The sequence below is a fragment of the Nocardia sp. NPDC051832 genome, from assembly GCF_040681285.1.
Lineage (GTDB): Bacteria > Actinomycetota > Actinomycetes > Mycobacteriales > Mycobacteriaceae > Nocardia.
Genome location: NZ_JBFAYL010000002.1, coordinates 629,206 through 654,896, shown reverse-complemented (window position 1 = coordinate 654,896; position 25,691 = coordinate 629,206). Strand labels below are relative to the sequence as shown.

General features: G+C 68.9%; 22 protein-coding genes. 9 read left to right on the top strand and 13 right to left on the bottom strand.

Annotated elements, in window-relative coordinates; all coding sequences use genetic code 11:
• The first annotated feature begins 19 nt into the window (after window positions 1-19).
• From AB0M14_RS12885 to AB0M14_RS12875, 3 genes are all read left to right on the top strand, one after another.
• Window positions 20-493, top strand: a complete 474-nt coding sequence (locus AB0M14_RS12885; protein WP_364993152.1) for a GNAT family N-acetyltransferase — start codon at window positions 20-22, stop codon at window positions 491-493.
• 93 nt (window positions 494-586) lie between these two features.
• Window positions 587-1,177 (top strand): hypothetical protein, encoded by a 591-nt coding sequence (locus AB0M14_RS12880; RefSeq protein ID WP_364993149.1) that lies wholly within the window; start codon window positions 587-589, stop codon window positions 1,175-1,177.
• 6 nt (window positions 1,178-1,183) lie between these two features.
• Window positions 1,184-2,143 (top strand): DUF1152 domain-containing protein, encoded by a 960-nt coding sequence (locus AB0M14_RS12875; RefSeq protein WP_364993146.1) that lies wholly within the window; start codon window positions 1,184-1,186, stop codon window positions 2,141-2,143.
• Window positions 2,144-2,196: 53 nt separating this feature from the next.
• Here the strand turns inward: AB0M14_RS12875 and AB0M14_RS12870 are convergent, their stop codons facing one another.
• The 3 genes from AB0M14_RS12870 to AB0M14_RS12860 form a co-directional block, all read right to left on the bottom strand.
• Window positions 2,197-3,420 (bottom strand): aminotransferase class III-fold pyridoxal phosphate-dependent enzyme, encoded by a 1,224-nt coding sequence (locus tag AB0M14_RS12870; protein ID WP_364993144.1) that lies wholly within the window; start codon window positions 3,418-3,420, stop codon window positions 2,197-2,199.
• Window positions 3,417-4,058, bottom strand: a complete 642-nt coding sequence (locus tag AB0M14_RS12865) for a Pr6Pr family membrane protein (RefSeq protein WP_364993141.1) — start codon at window positions 4,056-4,058, stop codon at window positions 3,417-3,419. Before AB0M14_RS12865 ends, AB0M14_RS12870 begins: the two co-directional genes overlap by 4 nt.
• A gap of 82 nt (window positions 4,059-4,140) precedes the next feature.
• Window positions 4,141-4,785: a Pr6Pr family membrane protein gene (locus AB0M14_RS12860; protein ID WP_364993138.1), complete on the bottom strand. Its 645-nt coding sequence runs from the start codon at window positions 4,783-4,785 to the stop codon at window positions 4,141-4,143.
• Between the two features lie 137 nt (window positions 4,786-4,922).
• On the opposite strand from AB0M14_RS12860, the gene hrpA reads away from it, so the two are divergent.
• The gene (gene hrpA / locus AB0M14_RS12855; RefSeq protein WP_364993137.1) at window positions 4,923-9,134 is read left to right on the top strand and encodes an ATP-dependent RNA helicase HrpA; all 4,212 of its coding nucleotides are present in this window, start codon (window positions 4,923-4,925) and stop codon (window positions 9,132-9,134) included.
• Window positions 9,135-9,294: 160 nt separating this feature from the next.
• Window positions 9,295-12,579 (top strand): DUF4132 domain-containing protein, encoded by a 3,285-nt coding sequence (locus tag AB0M14_RS12850; protein ID WP_364993133.1) that lies wholly within the window; start codon window positions 9,295-9,297, stop codon window positions 12,577-12,579.
• 53 nt (window positions 12,580-12,632) lie between these two features.
• On the opposite strand, the gene nrdR is transcribed toward AB0M14_RS12850, so the two are convergent.
• The 3 genes from nrdR to AB0M14_RS12835 all read right to left on the bottom strand — a co-directional run bounded on the left by nrdR (window position 12,633) and on the right by AB0M14_RS12835 (window position 15,072).
• The gene (gene nrdR, locus AB0M14_RS12845) at window positions 12,633-13,100 is read right to left on the bottom strand and encodes a transcriptional regulator NrdR (protein ID WP_364993130.1); all 468 of its coding nucleotides are present in this window, start codon (window positions 13,098-13,100) and stop codon (window positions 12,633-12,635) included.
• Between the two features lie 71 nt (window positions 13,101-13,171).
• Window positions 13,172-14,461, bottom strand: coding sequence for a hypothetical protein (locus AB0M14_RS12840; protein ID WP_364993127.1), 1,290 nt, complete (start codon window positions 14,459-14,461; stop codon window positions 13,172-13,174).
• A 134-nt stretch (window positions 14,462-14,595) separates the two neighbouring features.
• Window positions 14,596-15,072, bottom strand: coding sequence for a hypothetical protein (locus AB0M14_RS12835; protein ID WP_364993124.1), 477 nt, complete (start codon window positions 15,070-15,072; stop codon window positions 14,596-14,598).
• 252 nt (window positions 15,073-15,324) lie between these two features.
• Between AB0M14_RS12835 and lexA the strand changes: the two genes are divergently transcribed.
• Window positions 15,325-15,993 (top strand): transcriptional repressor LexA, encoded by a 669-nt coding sequence (gene lexA, locus AB0M14_RS12830; protein WP_364995721.1) that lies wholly within the window; start codon window positions 15,325-15,327, stop codon window positions 15,991-15,993.
• 93 nt (window positions 15,994-16,086) lie between these two features.
• Entirely contained in the window at window positions 16,087-16,491 is a 405-nt protein-coding gene (locus AB0M14_RS12825) for a DUF4440 domain-containing protein (RefSeq protein WP_364993122.1), read from the top strand.
• Here AB0M14_RS12825 and AB0M14_RS12820 read toward each other — a convergent pair.
• The 4 genes from AB0M14_RS12820 to AB0M14_RS12805 form a co-directional block, all read right to left on the bottom strand.
• A complete protein-coding gene (locus AB0M14_RS12820; protein WP_364993118.1) occupies window positions 16,488-17,306 on the bottom strand; it encodes a class I SAM-dependent methyltransferase in 819 nt (272 codons plus the stop codon). The two genes, AB0M14_RS12825 and AB0M14_RS12820, sit on opposite strands and share 4 nt — an antisense overlap.
• A gap of 441 nt (window positions 17,307-17,747) precedes the next feature.
• Window positions 17,748-18,356, bottom strand: coding sequence for a histone deacetylase (locus AB0M14_RS12815; protein ID WP_364993116.1), 609 nt, complete (start codon window positions 18,354-18,356; stop codon window positions 17,748-17,750).
• A 19-nt stretch (window positions 18,357-18,375) separates the two neighbouring features.
• Entirely contained in the window at window positions 18,376-19,665 is a 1,290-nt protein-coding gene (locus AB0M14_RS12810; RefSeq protein WP_364993113.1) for a SidA/IucD/PvdA family monooxygenase, read from the bottom strand.
• Complete coding sequence (locus tag AB0M14_RS12805) at window positions 19,665-19,913, bottom strand: phosphopantetheine-binding protein (RefSeq protein ID WP_194814373.1); 249 nt, start codon at window positions 19,911-19,913, stop codon at window positions 19,665-19,667. Before AB0M14_RS12805 ends, AB0M14_RS12810 begins: the two co-directional genes overlap by 1 nt.
• A gap of 153 nt (window positions 19,914-20,066) precedes the next feature.
• Here AB0M14_RS12805 and AB0M14_RS12800 point away from each other — a divergent pair, with 153 nt between their 5' ends.
• Together AB0M14_RS12800 and AB0M14_RS12795 are read left to right on the top strand one after the other, a co-directional pair.
• On the top strand, window positions 20,067-21,206 hold the full coding sequence (locus tag AB0M14_RS12800; protein WP_364995718.1) for an isochorismate synthase: 1,140 nt from the start codon (window positions 20,067-20,069) through the stop codon (window positions 21,204-21,206).
• Between the two features lie 132 nt (window positions 21,207-21,338).
• Window positions 21,339-23,264, top strand: a complete 1,926-nt coding sequence (locus tag AB0M14_RS12795; protein WP_364993108.1) for a hypothetical protein — start codon at window positions 21,339-21,341, stop codon at window positions 23,262-23,264.
• Here AB0M14_RS12795 and AB0M14_RS12790 read toward each other — a convergent pair.
• From AB0M14_RS12790 to AB0M14_RS12780, 3 genes are all read right to left on the bottom strand, one after another.
• The gene (locus AB0M14_RS12790; protein WP_364995715.1) at window positions 23,178-24,053 is read right to left on the bottom strand and encodes an AMP-binding protein; all 876 of its coding nucleotides are present in this window, start codon (window positions 24,051-24,053) and stop codon (window positions 23,178-23,180) included. The two genes, AB0M14_RS12795 and AB0M14_RS12790, sit on opposite strands and share 87 nt — an antisense overlap.
• 117 nt (window positions 24,054-24,170) lie before the next feature.
• Window positions 24,171-24,818 carry an isochorismatase family protein gene (locus AB0M14_RS12785; RefSeq protein ID WP_364993105.1) on the bottom strand — a complete coding sequence of 216 codons (648 nt, stop codon included), beginning with the start codon at window positions 24,816-24,818 and terminating at the stop codon, window positions 24,171-24,173.
• A 38-nt stretch (window positions 24,819-24,856) separates the two neighbouring features.
• Window positions 24,857-25,660, bottom strand: a complete 804-nt coding sequence (locus tag AB0M14_RS12780) for an SDR family oxidoreductase (RefSeq protein ID WP_364993103.1) — start codon at window positions 25,658-25,660, stop codon at window positions 24,857-24,859.
• Window positions 25,661-25,691: the final 31 nt, after the last annotated feature.

The window sequence follows — 25,691 nt, the reverse complement described above, 5'->3', positions numbered from 1 at the left end:
GCTCGGCCATGATGGACGAATGTCCAGCCAGCCGCCCCTGCATATCACCGTCGACGACCTCGCCGGGCCGGAGATCGCCGCGCTGCTCACCCAGCACCTGGCGGACATGTACGCGAACTCCCCCGAGGACAGCGTGCACGCCCTGGACCTGGACAAACTGCGGAAGCCGGAGATCACTTTCTGGGCGGCGCGGGATGGCGACGCGCTGGTCGGCTGCACCGCGCTGAAGGAACTCGATCCCACCCACGGTGAGATCAAATCCATGCGCACGGCGGACGGTCACACCGGCCGCGGTATCGCCGCCGCGCTGCTCGCGCACCTCATCGCCGAGGCCCGGGCGCGGGGCTACACCCGGCTCAGCCTGGAGACCGGCACCGCGGATTTCTTCGCACCCGCGGTCCGCCTGTATCAGCGCCACGGCTTCGATTTCTGTGGTCCGTTCGCCGACTACACCGCGGATCCGCACAGCTATTTCATGACGCTGGAGCTCTGAACAGCTCGAATCCCGTTGCGGTGCGGGCTGGACGGTCGCGACCTGAACCAGCTGGCGCGCCGCCAACCCTGACCGCCCGCATATATTGGGCGCATGACTATTGGGGGGCATACGCGGCTGCGCCGTGCGACACCGACGTGGTGGTACGTGTGGATGGGGATCTCGACGGCGGGCGTGGCGCTCAGCCTTGCCGCGATGATGTGGAACCAGGCAGGCGAGGGCGATCCCGCCGACTGGGTGGTGCGCGCCATGTTCCTGGTGGCGGCGGGCGTCCTGTGGTTCGTCTTCGGCATCGTCGGCCTCGTGAGCTACCGCGCCTTCGTCGCAACCCTGATCACACCGATCATGGTCGTCGGCTGGGCTCTTATCACCTGGTCCGGCGTCCACGAGAAGGTGGCGTGGCGGATCTCGAAGGGCGCACTGGAACGAGCCGCGGCCACCTGCCAGGAGAAGGGCCCGGGCAGCAAGCAGCGCATCGGCATCTACACCATCACCCACGTCAACAAAACCAAAGACGGTTGCGAGTTCACCACCGAAGCCGGTTTCCTGGACCGCGTCGGCTTCGCCTACTACCCCGGCAGCGCACCCCAGAACACCTCGACGAGAGGCGAATACAGCTCCTCGACCAGCTACACCCACCACTACGGCCCCTGGTACCGCTTCACCTCGACCTCGTCCTGGTGAACTGACATGGGAGAACTGACACACGGGCCGGAGATCTTCCGCCGACTGGAAGGTTGCTCGTCGGTCCTGATCGCGGGCGCGGGCGGCGGCTTCGACGTCTACGCCGGGCTCCCTGTCGCTTTCGCGCTCCGGGACCTGGGCATCGCTGTGCACCTGGCGAATCTGTCGTTCACCGCACTGGCCGACGTCGATCCGTACGGCTGGATCGACGAGCACGTCGTCGCCGTGACACCGCGCCTGGCGGGACCCGAGCACTACTTTCCGGAACGCACGCTGTCGATCTGGATGGCAGAGCACGACCAGCCGTCGACGGTCTACGCCTTCCCGCGCACCGGAGTTCGCGGGCTCCGAGCCGGATACCGCACCCTGATCAAGGAATTGGGCATCGACGCCATCGTGCTCGTCGACGGTGGCACCGACATCCTCCTGCGCGGTGACGAAATGCTGCTCGGCACACCGGAAGAAGACGCGACCAGTCTGGCCGCGGTGGCGGGCCTGGAAGACGTGCCGGTGCGGCTGGTCGCCGGCATCGGGTTCGGCATCGACGCCTTCCATGGCGTGAACCATGTGCACGTTTTGGAGAACATCGCCGAATTGGACGCTGCCGGAGCCTATCTCGGCGCGTTCTCCCTCCCCGGCCGGTCTTCGGAAGCCTGCCGCTACCGCGACGCCGTCGAACACGCCGCCACCCACACCGCGCGCCGCCCGAGCCTGGTCAACGGCCAGATCGCGGCGGCGACCCTGGGTCGCCACGGCCAGGTTCGCATCGGCGGTCGCCGGGCCGACAACCTCTTCGTCAACCCGCTGATGGCCGTGTATTTCACCTTCGATCTACCAGGCCTGGCCGCCCGCAACGCCTACTTGCCGACCCTGGAAGACACCGAGAGCATGGCCGACGTCCGGCACCGCATCGGCCGCTACCGCGCCGAAACCGCCCTGCGCGAGCCACGGCCTTTTCCGCACTGAGCTGCCTGAGCATGACCGTGCCCCCGGCAGGTGCGGGGGCATCGGAATTGTGACTAGCCGAGGGCTTTGGTGAAGCCTTCGACCAGTTCGTCGACCTGGGTGTCGGTCATCACGAAGGAGGGGGAGATCTGCATGGCGCCCTGGCCGGCAGCGCGGCCCGAGATGCCGTGGGCGCGGAGGGTTTTCACCAGGGGGAGGCCTTCGGCGGGGTCGGCCAGTTGGACTGCGGCGACGGCGCCGAGGCCGCTGCGGATTTCGGCGACGCGCGGGTGCTCGGCGAGCGGGGCGAGCTTTTCGTGCAGCGTGGATTCCAGGCGGGCGGACTCGGCCAGCAGGTTTTCGCGTTCGATGATCTCCAGGTTGGCCAGGGCCGCGGCGGCCGCGGCGGCGTGCCCGCCGTAGGTGTAGCCGTGCCGCCACCAGACGCCGCCGCGGAAGAACGGTTCGGCGAGATGCGGTGCGATGAAGACGGCGCCCATCGGGAGGTAGCCCGAGGTGAGGCCCTTGGCGGTGGTCATCAGGTCGGGCTGGAGGTCGAAACGCGAAGAGGCGAACCAGGATCCGCCGATCCGGCCGAAACCGGTGACGACCTCGTCGGCGACGAAGAGGATGTCGTTGTCGCGGCAGATGCGCCGGACTTCGGCGAGGTAGCCCGCCGGCGGCGGGTAGACGCCGCCCGCACCGATGATGGGTTCACAGAAGAAGGCGGCGATGTGCTCCGCGCCGATGTCCTCGATCAGCGCGAGCAGCGCCTTGGCGTCGTCCCAGGCCACGATGCGGGTGTCGGCCATGAGCTCGCCGTAGCCTTCCGCGTTGACCGGGATCCCGGCGAGCGCGGTGCCGCCGACATGCATGCCGTGATAAGCCTTCTGACGGCTGACCAGGATCTTCTTGGTGGGTTTGCCCATTTCCTGCCAGTAGCGGCGGGCCAGCTTGGCGGCGGTGTCGACCGAGTCGGATCCGCCGGAGGTGAAGAAGATCTTGCTGCCCGGAATCGGGGCGATGGTCGAGAGCTTCTCGGCCAGCTGCTGGGTGGCGGGGGCGGCGAGGTCGCCGAAGTTGGAGTAGTGCGCGATCTGGCGCAGCTGGGCGGCGACGGCGTCGGCGATTTCGCCGCGGCCGTGCCCGATGTTGGTGAACCAGAGACCCGCGGTGGCATCGAGGTAGCGGGTGCCCGCCTGGTCGTAGATATAGGCGCCGTCACCGCGCGCCACGACGAACGCACCGTCCTTCTCGACGGCACCCATGTCGGCGAACCCATGCCACAACGCTGTCATTCCAACCACCTCTGCTTGTCGGACTTCGCCGCGCCACACCACCGGCCGGCCAGTTCGCCCAGGGCGACGACGGCGACGGCGAGCAGCGCGAACGCCACACCCAATACCACCAGGCCGATCGTCATCGAGACGTATCCCTGGCCGCGCGGGTCCAGGAACGGGTACGGATACCAGTTCACGATCGGCCCCCGGATCAGGGTATACGCGCCATATACCGCCGGGTAACCCAGCCAGGTTCCGATCAGTTTCGCGCTCACGCCGAGCGCGTAGGGCGCCACCATCCAGTCCGCGACCAGGACGATCGGCAGCACCCGATGCAGCACGTCACCGACCCACGGAGCTTCCGCGCCGAGCGGCAGATGCGACAACAGCACCGCGTACACGATCCCGGTGATGACCAGATAGAGCGTGGCCGCCCCGCGCCACAGCTGCCAGCGCCGCCCGCTCGGATCGAGGACACCACCGATCAGCAGGATCACCATCGCGAACACGTTCGACTGGAAGGTGAAGTAGCTGAAGTGGTTGGCCAGGGTGTAACCGTAGGACCCCGCCTGCTGTATCGGCCCGGCGATCAAGGCTGTCAGAGACAGCCCGGCGAAGACGATGCGCAGGGCGCGCAGCCACTGCGGGGAACGCACGGACCTCGCAGACACCTCGACGGCGTGCATCCGGCGATTCTGCCACGGCGACGACCGCGGTAACCGCGGTCGTCCGATTCGCTCAGGGATTGCTCAGTGTTGCCGAGGATCGTCGCCAGCGACTGGCCACGCCACCGAGGGCGACCACGCCGTACGCCAGCAGGACGAACACCGCGACGAGAACGACCAGCCCGGCGGCAAGCGGGCCGTAGCCCTGCGTACGCGGATCGAGGAACGGGTAGGGATACCAGTCCACGATCGGACCGCGCAGCAAGCTGTAGACCCCGTAGACCAACGGGTAGAGCAGCCAGCCGCCGATCAGCCGGGCGGTGATGTTCAGGGCGACGGGCACCAGCAGCCAATCCACGAACAGCACGATCGGGATCACCCGGTGCTGGATGTCGTTGATCCACTTGTCGGTCAGCATCACATCGATGTTCGCGAGCAGCACCGCGTACACCAGCCCGGTGATCACCATGTACAGCGTGACCGCACCGCGGAAGACCTGCCAGCGGTGACCGCGCGGGTCGCGCAGGCCGCCGATCAGCAGCACCACGGCCGCCAGGATGTTGGACTCGATCGTGAAGTAGCTGAAGTAGTTGGCCGTCGAGAAAGTGGCCGTGTCCACGTTGCGCAGCGGGATCCAGACCAGGGCGACGACTCCGAGCACACCGAAGGCAACACGGAGCGCTCTAATCCATAGCGGCGTGCCTGAGCTCGCGTTCATAGGCTGATGATCGCATAGCGCGAGCCCATCAGAGGGCCGGAAACACCAAACAGCACACTCCTAGCGATCTCTACCGACAGGTATTGCGCCCGCTGACGACCGGGCGGTACCCGGGGTTCGCTAGGCTTGACGATGCCATGACCAGGACAGCCGACCCCGCAGCGCGCGAGCTCCGCACCCGACTGGCGAACCTCTCCCTCCGCGACGAATACCGGCTGCGCCGCAAGCTGGATCGGGCCCGCGGCAAGGAGCTCGCGAGTGTGGCGGCCGAGATCGACGCCGCCGAGTTACGGGTCGAGGCGCGCCGGGCGGCGGTACCGCAGATCCGGTTCCCCGAGCAACTGCCGGTCACCCAGCGCCGCGCCGACATCGCCGAGGCGATCGCCGCGCACCAGGTGGTGATCGTCGCGGGCGAGACCGGCTCCGGCAAGACCACCCAGATCCCGAAGATCTGCCTGGAACTCGGGCGCGGTGTTCGCGGCACCATCGGCCACACCCAGCCGCGCCGGCTGGCCGCGCGCACGGTGGCCGAGCGGATCGCCGAGGAGTTGGACACCGAACTCGGCGATGTCGTCGGCTACACGGTGCGGTTCACCGATCAGGCCTCCGATCGCACGCTGGTCAAATTGATGACCGACGGCATCCTGCTCGCCGAGATCCAGCGCGACCGGCTGCTGCGCCGCTACGACACGATCATCATCGACGAGGCACACGAACGCAGCCTCAATATCGACTTCCTGCTCGGATATCTGAAGCAGCTGCTGCCGCGCCGCCCGGACCTGAAGCTGATCATCACCTCCGCGACCATCGATCCGGAACTGTTCGCGCGGCACTTCGCCGACGAAAAGGGCACGCCCGCACCGATTGTCGAGGTGTCCGGCCGGTCCTATCCGGTGGAGATCCGCTACCGGCCGCTGGCGCTGGAACTGCCTTCGGCCGCCGAGGACGACGACGAGGACACCCGCGTGGTGGACCGCGACCCGGTCGACGCCATCGGTGACGCGGTCCGCGAGCTGTTCGACGAGGGCGACGGCGACGTGCTGGTCTTCCTCTCCGGCGAGCGCGAAATCCGGGACACCGCGGACGCTTTGCGCGATCTGAACCTGGCGCGCACCGAGATCGTGCCGCTGTACGCGCGGCTGTCGGCGGCCGAGCAGCATCGAGTGTTCCAGCCGCACACCGGAAGGCGCGTCGTGCTGGCCACCAATGTGGCCGAGACGTCGCTGACCGTGCCCGGGATCCGCTACGTCGTCGACCCGGGAACCGCTCGCATCTCCCGCTATTCGATGCGCACCAAGGTGCAGCGGCTGCCGATCGAGGAGGTCTCGCAGGCTTCGGCGCGGCAGCGCTCCGGTCGATGCGGGCGCGTGGCCGACGGCATCGCGATCCGGTTGTACTCGGAAGACGACTTCGAAGCCCGGCCCGCCTTCACCGAACCGGAGATCCTGCGCACCAACCTGGCGGCGGTCATCCTGCAGATGACGGCGCTGGGGCTCGGCGATATCGAGAACTTCCCGTTCGTGGAAGCCCCCGACAAGCGTGCGATCCGCGACGGCATCGCGCTGCTGGAGGAGCTGGGCGCGCTCAGCAAAGCAACGACAACGCCTGTGCGCCACACCGATTCGGCGCGCGGCGGCGAGACCGAAGCGGAGAGCGGCAGCACGGCACGGCAGCCGGACGCCGCGGCGCTGACGTTGACGGCGATCGGCCGCGAAATGGCGCAGATCCCGGTGGATCCACGGATGGCACGCATGCTGGTGCAGGCGCAGCGCGACGGCTGTCTCGCCGAGGTGCTGATCATCGTCGCGGCGCTGTCGATTCAGGATGTGCGCGAACGTCCGGCCGAGCATCAGCAGGCCGCCGATACCAAACATGCCCGGTTCGTGGTCGAGGGCTCGGACTTCCTGGCTTACCTGCGGCTCTGGGATTACTTGACCGAGCAGCGGAAGTCCCTATCGTCCAATCAATTCCGCCGGATGTGCCGGGACGAGTTCCTGCACTACCTGCGGATCCGGGAATGGCAGGATCTACACGGGCAGTTGCGGACGATCACCCGCGGGCTCGGGTGGTCCACCGGCGGCACAGCTACCGAATCCACGGCCGGCGAGACCGGCCGGACGGCAGACGAGACCGGTCGCGGACGCGGCAATTCCGCTGGGCGCGGGGGCCGTTCAGCGCAGAGCGCACCGCAGCGGGCGGGCGGGGATCGCGCCGGTGGCCGTGGCGGCCGACGTGCGCCCGGTACGGGCACGAGCGCACCCCTGACCGCGAGCATCGGCGAATCCGACGGCCTGCCTTGGGATTCCACCGCGATCCACCAGTCGCTGCTGGCGGGGATGCTCTCGCACATCGGCGTGCGGGAAGCCGAATCGCGTGAGTTCCTAGGCGCGCGCAATGCCAAGTTCATGATCTTCCCGGGCTCCTCGCTGGCGAAGAAACCGCCACGCTGGGTGATGGCCGCCGAACTCGTCGAGACCTCGCGGCTATGGGGCCGGATGGCCGCGCGAGTGGAGCCGGAGTGGGCCGAACAGCTTGCCGGCGACCTGGTGAAACGTACCTATTCCGAGCCGCATTGGTCATCCAAGCGGGGCGCGGCGCGAGCCTATGAGCGAGTCACGCTGTACGGAATCCCGCTCGTGGTCAGCAGGCCCGTCGACTACGGCCGGATCGATCCCGAGGTGTCGCGCGAACTGTTCATCCGGCACGCGCTCGTCCAAGGCGAATGGCAGACCAAACACGAGTTCTTCCACCGCAATCGGGAATTGCTCGACGACGTCGCCGATCTCGAGCACCGAGCCCGCCGCCGCGACATCCTGGTCGACGACGAGGTGCTGTTCGAGTTCTACGATCAACGCGTTCCCGCCGACATCGTCTCGGTCCGGCACTTCGACAGCTGGTGGAAGAGCGCCAAGCGCAAAGATCCCGCGCTGCTGGAGTTCTCGAAGTCCACTGTCGTCAACGACGGCGCCGCGCCGCTGGACCCGACCGCCTTCCCCGATGCCTGGCGGCAGGGCGAATTGAGCTTCCCGCTCACCTACCAGTTCGAGCCCGGCCAGGACGACGACGGCGTCACCGTGCGCATCCCGGTCGAGCAGCTCGCGCACGTGCGCCCGGTCGGCTTCGACTGGCTGGTGCCCGGCATGCGCGAAGAACTCGCCGCCGCCCTGATCAAGACGCTCCCGAAAGCTTTGCGCCGCCTGGTGGTTCCGGCCCCCGACTTCGCCGCCGCCGCCCTGGCCGCGCTCACCGCGCGCGCCGAGCCGTTGCGCACCGGCCTGGCCCGGGAACTCGCGCGCCTCGGTTCGGCCGCCATCTCCCCCGCCGATCTGGACCCGGCGGCGCTGCCCGACCATCTGCGCATGACCTTCGCCGCCGTCGACACCTCCGGCAAGGTACTGGCCAAGGGCAAGAGCCTCACCCAGTTGAAATCCCAACTGGCCGACAAGGTCTCCGAATCCGTCGCGCGCGCCACCGCGAGCGCGGAACGCTCGGCGTCGACCGTGTGGACCTCGGAGTCCCTGGGCACCGTCGCGCCGACCGTGCGCCGCGAAGTCGCCGGGCAGACCGTCACCGGGTACCCGGCACTGGTCCCGGAGGGCGAGGGCGTGGCCGTTCGGGTGCTCAGCTCCCCCGCCGAACAGGCCGCCGCCATGCGCGCGGGCACCAGAGCCCTTGTGCTGCATGCCATCCCGACCTCCGCGCGCACCGTCACCGCGGGCCTGCCGCCCGGCGACCGCCTCGCGCTGAGCCAGAACCCCTACGGTTCCCTCGACGCCCTGGTCGAGGACTGCCGCGCCGCGGCCGCCGACGAGTTGATCGCCGCCGCGGGCGGACCCGTCCACGACCCGCAGCGCTTCACCACCTTGGTCGCCGCCGTCCGCCCGCAACTGTCCACCGCCGTCGCCGTTCTGGTCCGCCTGGTAGTACCGATTCTCGCCGCCGCACATCGCGTTTCCTCGGCCCTCGCCGACACCCGCGAGAAGGACATCGCCGAGGACGTCCGCCATCAGCTCGACGAACTCGTCTTCCCCGGCTTCATCTCCGAGTTCGGCACCACCCGCCTCCGCGAACTCCCCCGCTACCTTCAGGCCGCCGCCGCCCGCCTGGAAGCGCTCCCCGCCGCCGCAGGGCGCGACCGCCAGGGCATGCTCGAAGTCGACCGCGCCCTGACCGCCTACGACCGCCTCGTCAATGCCCTCCCCGACCACCGCAAGTCCGCCCCCGACGTAGCCGAGATCTGGTGGATGATCGAAGAACTCCGCGTCAGCCTCTTCGCCCAAAAACTCGGCACCCCCTACCCCATCTCCGTCAAGCGCATCGAAAAGGCCATCTCCACCGTCCGCCGCTGAAGCCTGCCCCAAAGCCCCGAACGCTGCGCGAGTGACTGCACCCGCGCGATCACCCTTGTGTGGTGGCGGCTGAGTCTGTGCGGTTGCGATCGAGTGCCGCTCGTGTCGGTGGCGGTCGCTACAGTCGCCGCACAACGCAGGAATCATGATGAGGGGGAACATGTCCCACGCCGCAGGACCGCAGATCGATGAGGACGCTTGGGTGGTGCCTGCCGAGTGGCAGGTGAGGCTCGCGGTGGGGCGTGGTGTCGGGGAGGCGCGGCCGATTACATCGAAGGCGAAAGGCTCGGAGCTCGACCGGTTCTTGATCGATTCCGGTAGCTCGCAGTTCGGTATCGAGAATCCCCGGTGGCGGTTCGAGAAGACTGCCGAGGCGGGGGCCGCCGACATCGCGGCGGCCGGGAACGCGGTCTTCGACAGTCCGGAAGGTCATACCCCGCTCGGGGTCGCTGCCGTTGTCCTGGCCAGGTTCATCAGTCCGTACAACGCCGACCTGCCCAAGACCGACCGGATCGCCGACGCCCTGGTGGACAGGTATGGTCTCGCGTTCGCGGTGTCGACCGTGGTCTACCTGTCGGCCTTCCGATCGCCTTGGTGGCGGGCGGAACTGGGCTGGCTGCATCCCGACGCCGAGAGCACCGAGGTCACCTTTCTGGCCCTGGCCCGGATCCGCGCCCACCTGGCTGCCGCCGAGGAGGCGGACTACCGCGGGATCGTCGAGCAGCTGGCGGCGTTGCGCCGCGAGCGCGCCTGCCGGAGTGTCGACATCGCCACCTCGTATCTGGCTCCCACCGAACAGCAGTGGGTCGACGCCGATCTCGCGGCGCACGGCCCCGCGCAGCTGCTGGCCGCCTCGGTCACCACCGACGCCCAGCGCGCGGCCTTCGCCGACGCCGTCTGGCCGCAGCAGCATCAGGATCTGCTCGCCGAGGATCGAATCCGCTGGTTCAGCGCCATCATCCAGGTGGGTCCGGCGCTGGCCCCGGTCGTGGGCCGGGGGCTCACCGATCACTACGCCACCAAATCCGACCAGCACGAGTACGCGGAGATACTGGCCGCCGTCCCCACCGACGAAGCCTTCCTGCTGCTCTTGGGCCATATCGGCAACCCACCGATCCGCAGTGCACTGCACAGTGCGGCCCAGCGGTTTCCGCGGCGCGCCATGCGCCTGCTGACGGCGGTCGAGTCGCCCTCGGCGGCGGTCCGGTTTCTCCTGCACTGTCATGCGCGAGCACACCCGGACCTGGCCGCCGAGTTCGGCATCGAGATCGAGACGGCACCGCTGGCCACCGAGGCTCAGCTGCCGGAGTTGCTGCGCACCCCGCCGTGGGAGCGTTCGGCCCAGCGCGGCAAGCCGGTGGTGCTGACCGGCCTGCGCGCGCCCATACCGACCACCTGTGCCTGGCTCCCGGGCGAGCAAGAGCAATGGGCCACACTGCCGATCTCCGACTACCGGCACGAGGACTGGGCGGCCGATCTGGCTCACGCGGCGGCGCGTTCCCACGAGGCGGGGCTAACCTTGCTGCTGGCACAGGCGCCGCACGAGCTGGCACTGCCCTACCTGCGGACCGCCCGCCCGGGCAACCTCTGGAATGTCGACGACGCCGCGCGCCGTATTCTCGGCCGCTTCGGCGACGAGGCCATCGACTACCTCCTCAGCGCGGTGGCGGCGACTCCCGCGCTGTCCGAACTGCTGCTGCCGCTGTCAGGCACCGCGATCACGAGCACGATGCTGCAACTCCAGCAGCGGGCCCGCACCCGGCCGGTCGCCCGCGCCTGGTTCCGCCGCCACCTCGACACCGCCACAACAGATCTCGTGGTCGCCGCGCTGGCCAAGCCGGGCAAAGACCGCACGCTGGCCGAGAACCAGCTCCGCGTCCTGGCGGACCGGGGCTACCGCGCATCGATCCTCGCCGCCGCGGCGGACCTGGGCGAGCCGGTGGCCGCCGCGATCACCGGCATCCTCGACAGCGATCGACTCTTGGAGCTCCCGAAGAAGATCCCCGCACTCCCGGTCTGGCTCACGCCGTCCGCGCTGCCGCAGATCGTGTTGCGCGCGAACAACTGCGCCCTCCCCGCCGACGCCGCCGCCACGATGTGCACCATGCTGGCGATGAGCGGACCCACCTTCGACTACCCCGGCGTCGAGGTGGTCGCCGCGCTGGCCGAACCCGCCACGCTGGCCGAATTCGCCTGGGGCATCTTCGAACAGTGGCGCTTCGCCGACTATCCGGCCAAGGAGAACTGGGCGCTGCATGCCCTCGGCCTGCTCGGCGACGATGAGACAGCGCGCCGGCTCACGCCGCTGATCGGCGTCTGGCCCGGCGAGGGCGCGCACACCCGCGCCGTCGCCGCTTTGGATGTGCTCAGCGCGATCGGTACCGACGTGGCGCTGTTGCAGCTCAGCCGAATCTCGGAGAAAGCCAAGTTCAAGGGACTGAAAACCAAGGCGCGCGAGAAGGTTTCCGAGGTCGCCGCCGAACTCGGCTTGACCGCCGAGGAGCTGGCGGACCGGATGATCCCGGACTTCGGCCTCGACGCCGACGGCAGGCTCCGCTTGGACTACGGGCCGCGCGCCTTCGTCATCGGTTTCGACGAGCAGCTGAAGCCGACGGTCGCCGACGCCGACGGCGCCGCTCGCAAGTCGTTGCCGAAGCCGGGCGCGAAGGACGACCCGGAACTGGCCACCGCGGCCTATAAGGCGTTCAGCACCTTGAAGAAGGACGTCCGCACCGCCGCGACCGACCAGATCCGCCGCTTCGAGGTCGCGATGATCACCGGCCGCCGCTGGTCACCCGAGGACCACCACCGCCTCTTCGTCGAGCACCCCTTGCTCGGTCATCTCACTCGTCGCCTGGTGTGGACCGCGTTCGACGCCGACGGCGCGGTGACCAAGTCGTTCCGCGTCGCCGAGGACGGCACCCGCGCCGATTCCGGCGACGACCTCGCGGTCCTGCACCCCGGCGCGCTGATCGGCATCGCGCACCCGCTGCACCTCACGACCGAGCTCGGCGCCTGGGGCGAGGTTTTCGCCGATTACGAGATCCTGCAACCGTTTCCGCAGCTACAGCGTGAAACACACACGCTCACCACCGCGGAGCTCGGCGCCAAAACCCTCGACCGCTTCCACGGACTGCCCGTCCCCACCGGCCGCGCGCTCGGCATGACCAAGTACGGCTGGGATCGGCAACCACCCCAGGACGCGGGCGTCTCCAACCACATCTTCCGCCCGATCGGCGCGGCCGGCTCGGTCGTCGCCGACCTGGACCCGGGGATCCCGGTCGGCATGGTGCACGAGCTGGGCGACCAGAAGATCACCTCGGTCCACCTGACACCGACCGGCCACGAAGGCAGTTGGGCAACCGACGTGCACCGCCGCTTCGGTGAGCTGGACCCGGTGTCCGCCTCCGAGCTGCTGCGTGAACTGCACATCCTGACCGCATGACAGAACGAACCGCCGAGCGCACCAGAGCACTCGGCGGTTCGGGGTGGACGGTTTCAGTCGGCGCGGGCCGCTTCGGCGCGGGCCGTGCGCATGTCCTGGATCTCGCGTTCGAAATCGTCGGCGGAGGTGAAGGAGCGGTAGACCGAGGCGAATCGGAGGTAGGCGACTTCGTCCAGATCCCGCAGCGGGCCGAGGATGGCCAGGCCGACTTCGTGGCTGGGGACCTCGGGCGAACCCTTGGCTCGGACGGCGTCTTCTACCTTCTGGGCCAGCAGGTTCAGGGCGTCGTCGTCGACTTCGCGGCCTTGGCAGGCGCGACGCACGCCGCGAATGACCTTCTCGCGACTGAACGGTTCGGTGACGCCGCTGCGTTTGACCACCGACAGGATCGCCGTCTCGACGGTGGTGAACCGGCGGCCGCAGTTCGGGCAGGAGCGCCGACGGCGGATGGCCGCGCCTTCCTCGGCCTCGCGCGAGTCGACCACCCGCGAGTCAGGGTGCCGGCAGTACGGGCAATGCATCCGAGAGATCCTTCGTCGATGCCATAGTTCTTCGAGGATACTCGGCGCCTACCACCGATTTCGCTCGGCGGCTATTCCACCACTGCCCACTGCTGAGTCATATCGGAGATCAACTCGGGGATGCGGGCGATGGCGCGACCGCGGGCGAGCTTGTTCCAGAACGGTTCGCCGAGTACGGAAGCGGCGCGGGCCGGGTTGGATTCCAGGTCGATGTGGCGCGGGTTCAGGTCGCCCATGATGTAGGTCCAGCGGTCCTCACGGTCGGCCCAGTTGAACGCGGGCAGCGGGGTGCGCAGGCTCAGGGTGCGGCCGGCGACGTCGGCGCTGACGATCGCCGGGCGGAAGTTGCCCGGCGCGCGGACGCCCGGCACCGCGGGCTTGCCCGCGACGGTGCTGACATAGGTGAGAACGCGCCCGATCGCGCCGCGCCCACCGGAGGTCGCGTCCCACTGGTCGGCGATGACGACGTTCTGTTCGCGGTCGGTCATCCGGATCAGCGCGTCGATGTAGCCGTCCCGGGTGCCCGAGGCGACGGACTGCCAGGCGGTGCGGATGCCGTCGTCGATCACGCCCGCGGCGAGCATCTCGTCGATGCCGGCCATACCCTCGGCGAGGTAGGCCTCGTGCATCGGGACCAGGTCGGTGAAGATGTGCTTCTGCATGATCATCAGCCGGGTCTGGTACCAGGTGACATCGGCGGCGCTGAGCCGGGACCCCTCGGTCGCCAGCAGTTTGATGTCGGCGGGGACCTTGGCCACCAATTCCGCCGGGGTGACGCGCAACAGGTCGGCGACGGCATTGCCGAGCTGATGGATGCCGGGCACGTCCAGGATGACGCCGACGTCGCGCAGATCGAAGAACCCGGAGGCGAAGGAGCCGCCCGCGATACCGGCCAGCCCGGCCCACCACAGTTCCGGATGCTCGGTGGTCAGGCGCAGATAGTTGACGTACACCTGATTGAAGGTGCGTTCGTTGACGGCGACGCCGCGGGTGGGATCCCAGGCGGCGAGGTCGATTTGGGCGTTGCGGGTGGCCACGACAAGCCAGTACTGGTGCAGCAGGGTGCCGTAGCGCGGCGGGGCGACGCCGTCGGCGCGGGCTTGGTCCAGCGCCGCGCGCAACACCGATTCGTCCAGGGGCAGCGCGGGATTCAGGCCGCCGCCGCCCGCTCCGTCACCGTTGACGGCGGGCAGGTCCAGATAGGCGGCGTAGCCGGGTTCGGCCTGGACGGCGGGCATGGCGCCGAGACCCAGCAACAGAGAGGTGACCAGCACGGCAAGCCGGACCGGCCAGGTCCAGCGACCGGGCAGGCAGCGGCTGGCGGTGACCCGGGGCGAACGTCCGGCGGTGTGGTGCGTCATCGCGTGAAATCCCGACATCGATCGTGGCAGTAACTGCCTCAGACACGTTGCTCAGCACCGTAGCAACGTGTTCTTATTCTCGATCGAGAATTTCGGCCACCGCCCGTCAACCAACTTCCGCCGCAACAGATCCGCTATCGCACCGGGCCGTATTCCGCGGCGGGCAGCTGTTCTACTACGACCGGCGTCGTGGCCGGTTGCACGCCGAAGCTGCCGGCCCGCCACTGCGCCAGCAGGATCAGCGTCGTCACCACCAGGGCGCTCAGCAGCGCCGCCACCGCCAGCACCGCGAAACCGACCTGCGCCTCGGCCACCCGCGTTTCCATCGGATGCGTGCCGTGCGGCGGGCGCAACGCGGAGGTGCGCACCGGCCGCCGGTACACCCGCTCCGAACTCGACGGGCGACCGTCCCGGGGGCGCCGATCCGCGAGCGGGCGCGGCGCCGAATCCACTGTGCGCAGACCGGTTCGGTGCGGGCGGCGCACCAGGGACACGGTGCCGGCTTCGAGCACCGGACCCGGCGCCACGGCCGGTGCGCGGCCGGGATCGACGGGCACCAGCCCGAGGTCGAGGAAGGAGGGGGATGTGGTCTCGCGGATCGCTGTGCTCATCGGACGAACCTCCGTGGTCGGTGCTGAGGAGAGACGCGCTATTCGATCATGCGTTCGAAGAACTTGTGTTCGATTTCTACCACGCGGCACCGACAAAGTCAGCAGGAAACACGACTTAGGTCGAACAGGTGTTTGAAACATCGGCGTGACCGGACTAAATTCAAGTGGCACATCATCAACACAGGGAAGGCGGTTCCGGTGAGCCATACAGACGACACGGGCGAAGAGAGCGGAGTCGGCACCGACCAGCCCCTGACCGGGGCGGATCTCACCGTGCGTCAGCGCAAGGTCCTAGAGGTCATCCGCACCTCGGTGGCCGAGCGCGGCTACCCGCCGAGCATCCGGGAGATCGGTGACGCGGTCGGGCTCACCTCGACGTCCTCGGTTGCCCATCAGTTACGGGCGCTGGAACGTAAGGGCTATTTACGGCGCGACCCGAATCGTCCGCGCGCCGTGGACGTTCGCGGCCTCGACGACACGGTGCGTTCGGTGACCAGCCTGCACGGCGCCGATCACGATTCCGAGAGCGTCGATCCCAGCCGCCCCGCCCCGACGTTCGTGCCCGTCCTGGGCCGGATCGCCGCCGGTGGCCCGATTCTGGCCGAGCAGGCGGTGGAGGATGTCTTCCCGCTGCCGCGCGAATTGGTCGGCGACGGTTCGCTGTTCCTGCTGAAGGTCGTCGGCCAGTCGATGATCGACGCGGCGATCTGCGACGGCGACTGGGTGGTGGTGCGCCAGCAGAACGTGGCCGACAACGGCGAGATCGTGGCCGCCATGATCGACGGCGAGGCCACCGTCAAGACGTTCAAGCGCACCGGCGGCGACGTGTGGCTGCTGCCGCACAACCCGCTGTTCGAACCGATCCCGGGTAACAACGCCCGGATCCTCGGCAAGGTCGTCACGGTCATCCGCAAGGTGTGAGCGCGGCGGGGCGGCGAGTTTCGCCGCCCCGCGGCGCGCTTCCGGACCATCCGGCGATCATCCTGTCCGGCAACGAATTACGATTCCTTAATCATGACGCTCGATCACGACCTGCCCGCCGCCGCCACGCCCGTTCCCGACGCGATCACCCAGCTCATCGCCCAATGGGTGGAGCTGTTCAACGCGGGCGACCTCGCCGCCCTGGACCTGCTGTACGAACCGGACGCGGTGGTGGTGCCGACGCCCGGGCACGCGGTCAGCGAGGCCGGCCGTTCGGCCGCCCTCGCCCACCTCGTGGGCTTCGGCGTGCCGATGACGGCCCGCATTCGCCAGTGCTACACCGTCGTCAATGTGGCGCTGCTGCTTGTCGATTGGACGATGCGGGGCACGGCCGCCGACGGCAGCGCCGTCGATATGTCCGGCACCGCCACCGACGTCGTACGGCGCGGCTTCGATGGACAGTGGCGCTACGTCATCGACAATCCGTCGGGCAGCTAGGACGATCCCGCGGCGGTGATCACATGCGCGATGGCGGGCGGGATGTCGCGCAGCACCGGCACTGCCGCGAACAGCGGCGCGATCGTCGCGAGCATCCCGTGCGAGGGCGCGAACCCGGACATCCGCACTTCGGTGACCCGTGGACTCCACCCGCGCACCAGCGCCGGCACCTTGCTGCCCTCGATGCCCCAGGGCATCGGGGGCGCCTGGTAGTGCGGGGTCTTCTGGAAACCGCGCACGGTCTTGCGGGAGAACCACGGCGGGATGCTGTCGAACATCAGCTGCACGCCGGGGAAGCGGTCGATGATGGTCGTGCAGAGTTCGCGCACCTGCTCGGGCTGGAAGTACATGAAAAGCCCTTGGGCCGTGACGAATACGCCGCGCGCGGGGTCGACCTCGGCCATCCAGGCCGGGTCGAGCGCGCTGATCGGCAGATACCGGCAGCGTTCGGTGGCGGGCAGGAACCGCTCGCGCACGGCGATGGATTCGGGCACGTCGACGCACAGCCATTGCACCCGGCCGTCATCGCAGCGCTGGAATTGCGTTTCCAGACCGGCGGCGAGTTCGACGACCGTGCCGCCCGGGTGCGCGGCGAGCCACGGCGTGACGACATCGTCGAATTTCTTGGAACGCACCGCGTGGGTACCGTCGGGCGCGCCGAAGGTGCGTTCGTAATCGAAGGCGATCGCGTCGTAAATTCGCTCACAATCGGGATCGCGCAAGATCGCGTCCGCGCGTTTGGATTCCGACGCGCGATTGTGCAATGTCCACAACATGGTCAGCGGGACGCCGTCCAGTTCCACATCCGAACTCATCTATTACCCTTTCGCACCGCGAGCCGATCGAGTCGGCGACGCACCGAATTTAGGTAAACCTAACTCGCTGCGGCGGCGCGGGCAATGCCTATGCGCCGACGTGAATGCGATTCGGGCAGTGCGAGATTGGGCTGATTGCCCGGAACGGCAAAGACCCCCGTTCCGGGCGTCGTCAACTAGGGCATCAACAGGGTGGAAAGAAAACCGTGGACAGTGCCGACGGTGGCGCCGAGGAAGCCATAGGTCGCGCCGAGGATGCTGCCGATGAGGTTGGGAATCATCGTGAACCTTCCATGTTCTGGTTGCCTTACAGTGCGAATTACGCCGATCCGTACGAATCGACGCTGCCGTCGAATGAACGGTGGCCGCGACGGATTCGACAGTGATTCGGCGCAGTCGAGCACAAGGATGGGGAATACGGCGGCCTTTTACACCGCCGACTCAGTCCACCAAGGCGGCAACCGATTCCGGCGTCCAGTACAGATCCGCGCCCGGACGCGAGCTGAGATATCCGGCGATGGCGGCACTGCTCCAGCCGTGATTGATTCGCAACCCCGCGGCGAGGTGGCGCAGATAGGCGGCCGCAGGCGGATTACCGGGAACGTCGCGGTAGCGCCAGGGCGCGGTGAAAGTGAGCACCGGACAACCGTCGTGCACGCCCGCGCACACCAGCGTCTCGTACCGGCCGGGACCGAGCGTCATCCGGCCGGTCTCGAGCACTTCGGTGAGATCCAGATCAGCCCCCGGCGGGCGATACATCTCCTGGGCGAAGATATCGCTGAACTGCGCGGCAGTCAGCAGGTGCGCGGCGACCGCGGCCTCCCCCGGCACCCGCGGGTCATAGAAGGCGCGGCCGCCGGTCCAAGTGAGTGATTCGGTCGCGAAGTACAGCACGCCGGGCAGCCGCAACGGCACCGATCGGGCCGGGTCGGACGGGTCCCGGCAGCCGGGCAGGGTGAGTGCGCCGCCGTCGGGTCGGCCGCCGCGCAGATAACAGCGCAGCCGGTGCCGATGCATGTTCGACCCGTAGGCCGCGTACCAAACCCGCACCCAGCCATCGTGCGTCCGATCACCCGTGATGCGCCACCACGGGCCGCACCGCGGGCTCGCGTGCGACCGAGCGCACGATCTCTCCGGACCGCACCGCCACGTTCGACAGCAGCGACGACGAAATACCGTGCGTGTGCTCGGTGCCGCCCTGCAGGAAGATCCCGCCGGGCAACGGTCGCGTGGTGACCAGCCGGTAGTCGCGCGCCACCCGGGGCCCTTCGGCGTCGGTGACCACCGTCTCGGCCAGGTCCCCGAGCAGGACGCGCAGGTCCATCGGACGGAATCCGGTCGCGCAGACCACCGCGTCGCAGCGCAGTTCCTCGGTCAACCCGGTCGGCTCGTGCTCGACGGTGACCGTGACGCCGTCGCCGGTGTCGGTGACCTGCGCCGCACGGGAGGCGCCGTGCATGAACAAGCGCCGGACACCACTGACCCGTTCGGCGTATTCGCGGGCGTAGAGCTCCTCGATCAACGGCAGGTCCACCGCCGAATAGTTGGTGCCGCGGTGGTAGTTCATCAGCCGGCGCCGGAATTCCGGTGTGGCGGAGTGGAAGTCGTCGACCGCCGCGGGATCGAAGATCCGGTTGGCGTACGGGCTGTCGTCGGAGGGACTGAACCCGTACTTGGCGAACACCGCGTGCACGGCGGCGCCCGGATAGGTGGTGTGCAGGTACTGCACCACTTCGGCGGCGCTCTGTCCCGCGCCGAGCACCACGAAACGCTGCTGCGTCAGGTCCGGCAGCGCGGCCAGCCCGGGCAGCAGATGATGGTTGTGGAACACCCGCGCACCGGCCGTGATCCCGTCCGGCAGCTGTGCCGAGAGCCCGCCCGCGACAACGATATTGCGGGCGCGCAGCAGGCCGCCGTCGCGGCCGCTCAACTGGATCTCGAAGCAGTCCCCGGTATCGGTGATCGTCTCCGCGGCGGTGCCGTAACTGACCTCGGCGGCCACGGTGCTCGCCGCCCACGCCAGGTAGTCGTGGAACTCCAGGCGGGTCGGGAAGAACGTCTGATGGTTGATGAAGTCGTTGAGCCGGCCGCGTTCGGCCAGATAGCTCAGGAATGTGAAGCGGCTGTGCACATTCCGCTGCGTCGCCAGGTCCTTCAGGAAGGAGATCTGCATCGTCGCACCGGGCAGCAGCATGCCGGGATGCCAGCCGAACTGTTCCTTGCGCTCGACGAAGCGGGCGGTCAGCGCGGTGCCCGCGCTGCGGTTCTCGTTGAATTCCGCGAGCGCGATGGCGAGCGCGAGATTCGACGGGCCGAACCCGATGCCGGCGATATCGACGATGTCGTCGGAGTCGCGCATCACGCGGCCTCGGAGGTGACCACATCCAGCCACACGCCGAGCACCGGCTCCGCGGCCAGGGTCACGAAGTCGGTGTGCGCCGCGCCCGCGGCCCGCCACTTCTCCACCAGCGACATCAGGCGCACCGAATCCAGGCCCGCGTCGAGCAGATTGGTGTCCTCGGCCAATTCCTCCGGTCGCAGGTCGAGTGCGGCGGCGATATCGGCGAGCACCTGCTGCCGGTCGAGCGCGGTCAAAGCCTCGTTCATGCGACTCCTCGGTCCGTGCGGCTGGACCACGTGCCCAGCCTGTCCAACGTTTGTTTAGGCTACACTAACTTCTACCATATTGGTCATTGGCCGGGATAGGCTGTCAAACGCCTAGGGGAGATCGGCCGCGCACGGAAAGGCAACGCCATCAACATCTTCAGCCCGGCACGCAGCGAGGCCACGGCAGCTCTCTCCCCCTCTGCGGCAGCGTTCGTGCTGTCCCGCCCGCACGCCACCGTGCGAGCCGACGGGCAGGCCGCGACCTTCCAGGACGCCGGACAGGCCGCCGCCGCCCTGCGCCGCGGCACCGCCACCCACATCGTCGGCGCGCTGCCGTTCGACCCGGCCGCCCCGGCCGCGTTGTGGGCGCCGACCTCGGTATCGATCTCGGAGGGCCCGCTGGCCGCGAACGGCGCGGCGCTGCCCCGGATCAGCGTCGATGCCGCGATTCCGGAAGCCACAGAACATCTTCAGCGCTTGAAATCGCTGATCGCCACCCTCTCGGACACCGGCACCGAGCTGGAGAAGGTGGTGCTGGCCCGCGCGCTGCGGCTGACCGCCGTGGCTCCGGTCGCCGCCGCCCAGATCCTGGACCGGCTCGTCGCCGGTGACGCCTTCGGCAACGGCTTCAGCGTCGACCTGAGCGCCGCGGGCACCGACTACGCCGGAAAGACGCTCGTCGGCGCGACCCCGGAGGTCCTGGTGCGGCGCAGCGGCGACGTGGTGACCTGCCATCCGCTCGCCGGCAGCGCGCCCCGGCACCGGGATCCGGTCCTCGACCGGGAAACCGCTGCGACCCTGCTGGATTCGCCGAAGAACCTGCGCGAGCACGCGTTCGTGGTCGATCAGGTGCGCGCCGCCCTGACGCCGCTGTGCCGCGAGATCAGCATCCCGGATGTGCCCGAACTCACCAGCACCCCGAAGCTGTGGCACCTGGGCACCCCCATCACCGCCGTGGTCCGCGACCCGTCCAGCACCGCACTGGATCTCGCGCTGGCCATGCATCCGACACCCGCGATCTGCGGCACCCCCACCGCCGCGGCCCGGGACCTCATCGCCGAACTCGAAGGCGACCGCGGCTTCTACGCCGGCGCGGTCGGCTGGGCGAGTGCCGACGGCGACGGGGAATGGATGGTCAGTATCCGCTGCGCGGAATTGTCCGCCGACGGCCGCTCGATTCTGGCCTACGCGGGCGGCGGGATTGTCGCCGAATCCGATCCGGACGCCGAGCTTGCCGAAACCACAACGAAATTCGGGACAATGCTCGCCGCGCTGGGCGCGACCGAACACTGATTCGAAGAACCGTATCGGTTTCGGACACGCCGAATCCTTCCGCGACCACCGCACGGGCGCAGCGAATTCGGATTGTGCGCCTATGATCGACCTGTTCAACAGCGTCGGGGCATAGCGAGGGAGAAACAGTCGGTGAGTGGGTCGCCGGGCGCCGCCGAAAAGGTGACGACCCAACCGCGCGCGGCCATGGGGCGGTCCTGGCTGGAGATACTGCCGTGGCTCGGCGCGCACCGCGCCGGTCCATCGCTGCTCGGTGATGACGTTCTCATTCCGAATGCGTGGATGTCGACACCGGCCGGGGCCGGGGTGCCCCCGGAATTCCTCGGCGAAGTATGCCGGCGGATCGCGGTGGTTTTCCTCGATCAGCACCGGGATATGGGGTTGGCGGTCGCATTTCCGTTCGCATTCGCGGCCGCCGATTTCGAGGATTTGGGGCTGAGCGCGAAAGTCCGTATCGCGTTGGCCGGGAACGGCTCCATGGCCGCCCTCGGCGGTCTCACGATGCGGGAGCTGGCCGGACTGCCCGGCATCGGCCGGGCCGCGCTCGCCGAAATCGGGGCGGCGCTGGTGCGCGCGAGCATTCCGGCGGAAACGGCCGTGCCCGCGGTCGCCGAATTCGAGTCCTTCGCCGCCGGGCTCACCGACCGCGACCGATTTCTGCTCACCGCGCGCATTCTCGCCGCGAAACCGATGACGCTCGTCAGCTGCGGCATCGAGCTCGGCATTTCCCGCGAGCGGGTCAATCAGCTCGACAGCCGGTTGCGCACCCAGGTCCGGACCATGTTCCACACCGCGCGGGAGTTGCGCCGCGCCGCCGACGTGCTGGCCGGCGCCGCGCGCCCGATGGCGGCACTGACCCGGGTCTGCGCCGGCGCGCCGGAACTCACCGCGCCCGTGCCGGCGGCCGGGCTGCTGCTGTGGCAGGTGCTGATCCGGCTCGACGATCGGATCGACGTCGTCGACGACTGGATCGTCGACACTTCGATCGAGGCCGCCCGCCAGCGCGTGCAGAAGATCCTGACGGTCGCGGCGACGCCGGAGGGACTCGTCGAAATCGACGCCGCGGCCGAGACATTCGGGCTGCCGGTCGCCGAGACCGAGCAGCTGCTGACCTACCTCGGCTATCGGGTGCTCGACGCGCACGTGCTGATCCGCTCCGCCTCGGTGCACGACGCGATCGCCGCGGTGCTGGCGCTGGCCGGCGAGCCGATGACCGTCGCCGAGATCCAGGCCGCGGTGATCCCGCGCCGGTCGGTGTCGAGCATCCGCAACGCGATGGTGGCCGACGAGCGGTTCGGCAAAGCCGACCGCACCCGCTGGGGACTGACCCGGTGGGGCACCCGCTATGTGCCGATCCACCGGCAGATCGGGGAGATCCTGGACGCCAACGGCGGCCGGATCGAGCTCGAGGAACTGGTGCGCCAGGTCACGCACAGCTTCGACGTGCGCGCGGTCAGCGTCCGGACCTACGCCGCGACCGGCGAATACGTCACCACCGCGGGCGTGGTCACCCGGCGCGAGCGCAGTTACGCACCGCGCAAGTCGCCGGCCAAGACGCGCGGTCTGTATCGCGAGGGCGAGGTGTTCCGCTGGCGGACCACCATCGCGGCCGCCCATCTCAAGGGCTCGGCGTTCAATCTGCCCTCGGCGCTGGCGGGCCTGGTCGGGGTCGGGCCGAATCATCCGGTGGAACTGCCGAGCCGGCTCGGGCCGCAGGCGGTGCTGTGGGTATCGGTGCAGGCGCGCTGCGGGACCATCAAACGGTTCGCCGACGATCTCGGTTTGGCGGCCGGGGACGAGGTCTTCCTCGAATTCACACCCGGCGCAACGGGTTTGCGGTTCGACGTGGTGCCGGTGGTGGCGGCCACGGGTGGCGACACAGTGCGCCGGGCCCTGGCCGCGACCGGGCATTCGGGGGCGGCGCGGCTGCCCAAGGGAGAGCTGGCCGCCGCGCTCGCGGAGGCGGTGTGGTTACCCGCAGCGACGGACCTGCCCGCTGTGGGCCGAGCTCTGCGGGCGCGCGGGGAAACGGAGCTCGCGGACCTCGTGGCCGGCTGACTCCGGCGGCGGCGAGGACCAGCGGCCGAACAGCGCCGTGCCCAGCCGATCGCGGGCCGGGCCGCCGCCGTCCGACGGCGGGCCGTCGAGGTCGGCGTGCACGAGTACCGAGGCGGCGCCCCACTCCCCGGTCCCGTCCGGGGGGCGGGTCAGCGACAGCGTCGCGCCGGAGACCAGCGTCGCCGCGGCCGCCAGGAAGGCTTCGAACTCACCGAGTTCCGGGCCGAGCGCGACGGTGTCGTCCGCTCCGATGCCCCACTGCCCCGCCACTGTTTGCGCGGTGGCGGTCAGCACCGCGGCGTCGACGACGCGGCACCGGGAACCCTCCGGCGTGCAGAAGGCGAATCCGGCCGTCGCTCCCGGCCGGGCGGTGGGTCCCGGCAGACCCACCAGCGTGTAGTCGCCCGCGACGGCGGTCATCGGCGGATCGTCCAGGCCCACCACGTCTTCGACGATGTGGTCGTCGCCGGTGTGCCCGAGCACCCAGTGCGCCCCGGCGATCCGCAGTTTGCGTTCGGTGCGCGCGCAGGTTTCGCGAGTATCGAGCGGGATGGCCACGGCGCCCGCGTAGTTCACCGCGAGCGCCGCCAGTAGGGCCGCGTGACCGAAGTGGATGTAGACCGCGACCCGCTCGCCCGGGCGCACGCCGGCGGCCCGCAATTCGTCGGCGAGCAGTTCGACGGCCTCGGCCAGGAGGTCGTAGGTGTGCGCGCAGTCGTCGTCGAGAATCGCGACACGGTCGAAGGAGTCACCGATTCCTTCGACCGCCTGAGCGATCCGCGTCATCATCGGCACTGCTGCGTCACCTCGCGCTCTAGAACGGAAACCCTTCCGGGCGGAAAGGTAAGGCCACCCTAACCACACTTCGGCCCATTCGGGAAAAAGTGACCCGAGTCACTCCCGCGTTCAGGCCGCCTGAACCTGCCGCAAACTCAGCTCCAGCTGGTCGGTCGTCGCCACCACGCCACAGCGCCGGGCCACGTAGTTCAGCGCCATGAGGTGGTCCTCGCGGGTGAAGTCGGCGGTCGCGTCCAGGGCGAAGAACGGGCGCACATCGCTCATGAATGCCTCGGCGGCACTGAGCATGCAGCCCATGTGGGCGTAGACGCCGGTGATGATCAACTGGTCACGCTGGTAGTGGTTGAGCAGCTCGCGCAGATCGGTGCGCTGGAAGGCCGAATAGCGCCACTTGGTGACCTGGATGTCGGACGGGCCCGGCTCCAGCTCCGGCACCACCTCGGCCTGCGGGCCGCTCTCCAGACCGCTGCCCCAGAAGTCGGCCAGGATGCCGCGCCGCGAGGGATGCTGATCGCCGGGCTGCATGGTGTAGATCACCGGAATGCCCGCCACCGTGCAGAACTGGCGCAGCCGGCGGATGTTCGCCAGCGCCGTGGCCATCGGTTCCTGATCGGTGCGGTAGGCATCGATGAAGTAGCGCTGCATGTCGTGGATCAGCAGCGCGGCGCGGGACGTATCCAGCGACCACGGCACCCGGTTGTCGTCCACCTCGTCGGGCGTGGGTAGCGAATACGGGGCGATCGGCGGGATAGCCAAGACAGAATCCTCCTACGACGGAACGGTTTTCGGGGGTGCTACATATCGAGGGTCGCGCCGCCGTCGACCCGCAGGTCGTGCAGCGTGATGTGCCGGGCGGCGGGCGAGGACAGGAAATAGGCGGCCTCGGCGACGTCTTCGGGAAGCCCGATGCGCTGCAACGGGATTCCGGCGCGATAACGGTCCGGATCGCCCGCGATGATGCGTTCCCGGGCGAGATCGGCGAGTTCGGCGTCGTCGCCGTGCATCCCGCGCAGCATCGGGGTGTCGGTCGAGCCGGGCGAGACCAGGTTCACCCGGACGCCCTGGGCGGCGACTTCCAGGCCGAGCGAGCGCGCGAAGGCGGCCGCGGCGGCCTTGGACGCACCGTAGGCCGCCATTCCCGCACGCGGGGTGCTGGCGGCATTGGAGGTGACCACGACGATCGAGCCGCCGCCGTTGGCGGCCATTGCCGTGGCCCCCTGCCGGGTGACGTGCATCGTCCCGGTGGCGTTCACGCTCAGGCAGCGATTCCACTGCGCCGCCGTCAGATCCGCGGCATCGCCGGTTTCCAGCACGCCCGCGGCGTGCACCAGCACCGCCGCCGGGCCGATGGCGCGGGTCGCGTCGGCGAAGGCCTCGGCGACCGCGTCGCCGTCGGCGACGTCGACGCGGGCCGCGTGGCCGACGAAACCCTCCTCAGCAGCACGGATTTCGGTGCGCACACGGAATACGGCGGGATCGGAATCCCACAGTGATACCGGAGCCGAACGCGCCGCGAACAATTCCGCGACCGCCCGACCGATCCCTGCCGCCGCTCCGGTGACGATGACCGGACCACATGCTTTCCAGCTCTGCGACATAAGGTTAGCCTATACTGACTTTCTCGCGAAT

Coding starts and splice junctions, on each gene's coding strand:
- AB0M14_RS12885 (WP_364993152.1), top strand. CDS start 20: ATGTCCAGCCAGCCGCCCCTGCATATCACCGTCGACGACCTCGCCGGG.
- AB0M14_RS12880 (WP_364993149.1), top strand. CDS start 587: ATGACTATTGGGGGGCATACGCGGCTGCGCCGTGCGACACCGACGTGG.
- AB0M14_RS12875 (WP_364993146.1), top strand. CDS start 1,184: ATGGGAGAACTGACACACGGGCCGGAGATCTTCCGCCGACTGGAAGGT.
- AB0M14_RS12870 (WP_364993144.1), bottom strand. CDS start 3,420: ATGACAGCGTTGTGGCATGGGTTCGCCGACATGGGTGCCGTCGAGAAG.
- AB0M14_RS12860 (WP_364993138.1), bottom strand. CDS start 4,785: ATGAACGCGAGCTCAGGCACGCCGCTATGGATTAGAGCGCTCCGTGTT.
- hrpA (WP_364993137.1), top strand. CDS start 4,923: ATGACCAGGACAGCCGACCCCGCAGCGCGCGAGCTCCGCACCCGACTG.
- AB0M14_RS12850 (WP_364993133.1), top strand. CDS start 9,295: ATGTCCCACGCCGCAGGACCGCAGATCGATGAGGACGCTTGGGTGGTG.
- nrdR (WP_364993130.1), bottom strand. CDS start 13,100: ATGCATTGCCCGTACTGCCGGCACCCTGACTCGCGGGTGGTCGACTCG.
- AB0M14_RS12840 (WP_364993127.1), bottom strand. CDS start 14,461: ATGACGCACCACACCGCCGGACGTTCGCCCCGGGTCACCGCCAGCCGC.
- AB0M14_RS12835 (WP_364993124.1), bottom strand. CDS start 15,072: ATGAGCACAGCGATCCGCGAGACCACATCCCCCTCCTTCCTCGACCTC.
- AB0M14_RS12825 (WP_364993122.1), top strand. CDS start 16,087: ATGACGCTCGATCACGACCTGCCCGCCGCCGCCACGCCCGTTCCCGAC.
- AB0M14_RS12820 (WP_364993118.1), bottom strand. CDS start 17,306: ATGAGTTCGGATGTGGAACTGGACGGCGTCCCGCTGACCATGTTGTGG.
- AB0M14_RS12810 (WP_364993113.1), bottom strand. CDS start 19,665: ATGCGCGACTCCGACGACATCGTCGATATCGCCGGCATCGGGTTCGGC.
- AB0M14_RS12805 (WP_194814373.1), bottom strand. CDS start 19,913: ATGAACGAGGCTTTGACCGCGCTCGACCGGCAGCAGGTGCTCGCCGAT.
- AB0M14_RS12790 (WP_364995715.1), bottom strand. CDS start 24,053: ATGATGACGCGGATCGCTCAGGCGGTCGAAGGAATCGGTGACTCCTTC.
- AB0M14_RS12780 (WP_364993103.1), bottom strand. CDS start 25,660: ATGTCGCAGAGCTGGAAAGCATGTGGTCCGGTCATCGTCACCGGAGCG.